This window comes from Rhizobacter sp. P3_B12 (genome assembly GCF_056402895.1).
In genome coordinates this window covers 1-2,346 of the sequence record NZ_JBFUGN010000957.1, presented here as the reverse complement: position 1 = coordinate 2,346, position 2,346 = coordinate 1, and the positions used below count along the sequence as shown (strand labels likewise).

Sequence of the window (2,346 nt, the reverse complement as noted above, 5' to 3'; positions counted from 1 at the left end):
GGTGCTGCAAGCCCTGCCAGCCGCCCTCGGCGAACTGGCGGAAGGCCTGCTTGAAGCCCGGCGTGGTGGTGACGTTGCCATCCTTCCACGACGACGGGTTCTTGTCGCCCTCGAAGTTCAGCGGCGCGAGCACCTCCTGGTTGAAGCGCGCGCATTCCTCGAGCACCGCCTGCGCCGTCTCCAGCCCGGCGTCCTCGAAGCCGGGCAGTTGCGCCACGGCCTCCAGGCCGGCCAGTTCCTTCATGCAGAACAGCATGTCCTTGACGGGGGCGATGTAGCTCATCGTTGTCTCCTTGTTCTCGTTCAGGCAAAAAGAAAGCCCGTTGATTCGATCGAGCCAACGGGCTTGCGGGGCACTGCTTGCGGCGCAGGCTCCGGGTCTTACAGGGCCTTCACCAGCTCCGGCACGGCCGTGAACAGATCGGCCTCGAGGCCGTAGTCGGCCACGCTGAAGATCGGCGCTTCGGGGTCCTTGTTGCTCGCGACGATCACCTTCGAATCCTTCATGCCGGCCAGGTGCTGGATCGCACCCGAGATGCCGGCGGCGATGTACAGCTGCGGCGCGACGATCTTGCCGGTCTGGCCGACCTGCCAGTCGTTCGGCGCGTAGCCGGCATCCACCGCGGCGCGGCTCGCGCCCAGCGCGGCGCCGAGCTTGTCGGCCAGCGGCGTCAGCACCTCGTTGAACTTGTCGCTGGAGCCGAGCGCGCGGCCGCCCGAGACGATGATCTTCGCGGCGGTCAGCTCGGGGCGGTCGTTCTTCGCGATCTCGGAGCCGACGAAGCTGCTCTTGCCGCTGTCGGCCACGGCAGCCGTGCTCTCCACCGCTGCCGAGCCACCGCTGGCGGCGGCCGGGTCGAAGCCGGTCGTGCGCACGGTGAGCACCTTCACCTTGTCGGCGCTCTGCACCGTGGCGATGGCGTTGCCGGCGTAGATCGGGCGTTCGAAGGTGTCGGGGCTGACGACCTGGGTCACGTCGCTGATCTGCGCAACATCGAGCTTGGCGGCCACGCGCGGCGCGATGTTCTTGCCGCTGGCGGTGGCCGGGAACACGATGTGGCTGTAGGCCGAGGCCACCGCCAGCACCTGGGCCGCGACGTTCTCGGCCAGGCCGTGCTCGAAGTACGCGGCATCGRCATGCAGCACCTTGGTGACGCCTGCGATCTGCGCGGCGGCCTGCGCGGCGGCACCGGCATGGCTGCCGGCCACGAGCACGTGCACCTCGCCGCCGCACTGGGCGGCCGCGGTCACGGTGTTGAGGGTGGCGCCCTTGATCGAGGCGTTGTCGTGTTCAGCAATCACGAGTGCGGTCATGGTCAGATCACCTTGGCTTCGGTCTTGAGCTTCGAGACGAGGGTTGCGACATCGGGCACCTTGATGCCGGCGCTGCGCTTCGGCGGCTCGCTCACCTTCAGGGTCTTCAGGCGCGGCGTCACGTCGACACCGAGGTCGGACGGCTTCAGCACCTCGAGCGTCTTCTTCTTCGCCTTCATGATGTTGGGCAGCGTCACGTAGCGCGGCTCGTTCAGGCGCAAGTCGGTCGTGACGACCGCCGGCAGCGTGACCTTCAGCGTCTCGAGGCCGCCATCGACCTCGCGCGTGACGAGGGCGGCGCCATCGGCGATCTCGACTTTGCTCGCGAAGGTGGCCTGCGGCAGGTCGGCCAGCGCGGCCAGCATCTGCCCGGTCTGGTTGCAGTCGTCGTCGATCGCCTGCTTGCCGAGGATCACGAGCCCCGGCTGCTCCTTGTCGACCAGTGCCTTCAGCAGCTTGGCGACGGCCAGCGGCTGCAGCTCTTCGGTGGTCTCGACGAGGATCGCGCGATCGGCGCCGATCGCCATCGCGGTGCGCAGCGTCTCCTGGCACTGCGTGACGCCGAGCGAGACGGCGATGACCTCGGTCACCGCGCCCTTCTCCTTCAATCGAACCGCTTCTTCGACGGCAATCTCGTCGAACGGRTTCATGCTCATCTTGACGTTGGCGATGTCCACGCCACTGCCATCGCTCTTGACCCGCACCTTGACGTTGTAGTCCACAACGCGCTTGACCGCGACCAATACCTTCATTCGCACGCTCCTGATGACTCTGAAAGGGTTGATCGATTCTAGTGGCGGGGCCTCGGGCACCCCGCGCGCGGCGCCGGGGGAGACCCTGCTGCGGCATCGAAATAGAACGATCGTGCTTTTTTTATTCTCGCACAGGTCGGGGCGGTTTTCGCGTCACCCGCGCGACGTTCGCTTCGAATGCGTTGCTAGACTGCGCCGCCATGCCCGAGCCACAGCCCCCTGAATCCGCTGCCGTCGACCCCATCGGCGTGTTCGATTCGGGGCTCGGTGGGCTCTCGGT

Annotated in this window: 2 protein-coding genes and 1 pseudogene; all 3 read right to left on the bottom strand. The window is 66.9% G+C overall.

Translation table 11 applies throughout. The annotated features are described in order from the left end of the window. Positions 1-283 (bottom strand): annotated as a pseudogene (locus AC1D01_RS30670) (acyl-CoA dehydrogenase); the annotation flags it as partial. A gap of 98 nt (positions 284-381) precedes the next feature. Beyond that, positions 382-1,314 (bottom strand): electron transfer flavoprotein subunit alpha/FixB family protein, encoded by a 933-nt coding sequence (locus AC1D01_RS30665; protein ID WP_477873173.1) that lies wholly within the window; start codon positions 1,312-1,314, stop codon positions 382-384. Between the two features lie 2 nt (positions 1,315-1,316). Further along, positions 1,317-2,066 (bottom strand): electron transfer flavoprotein subunit beta/FixA family protein, encoded by a 750-nt coding sequence (locus AC1D01_RS30660; RefSeq protein WP_073464036.1) that lies wholly within the window; start codon positions 2,064-2,066, stop codon positions 1,317-1,319. Positions 2,067-2,346: the final 280 nt, after the last annotated feature.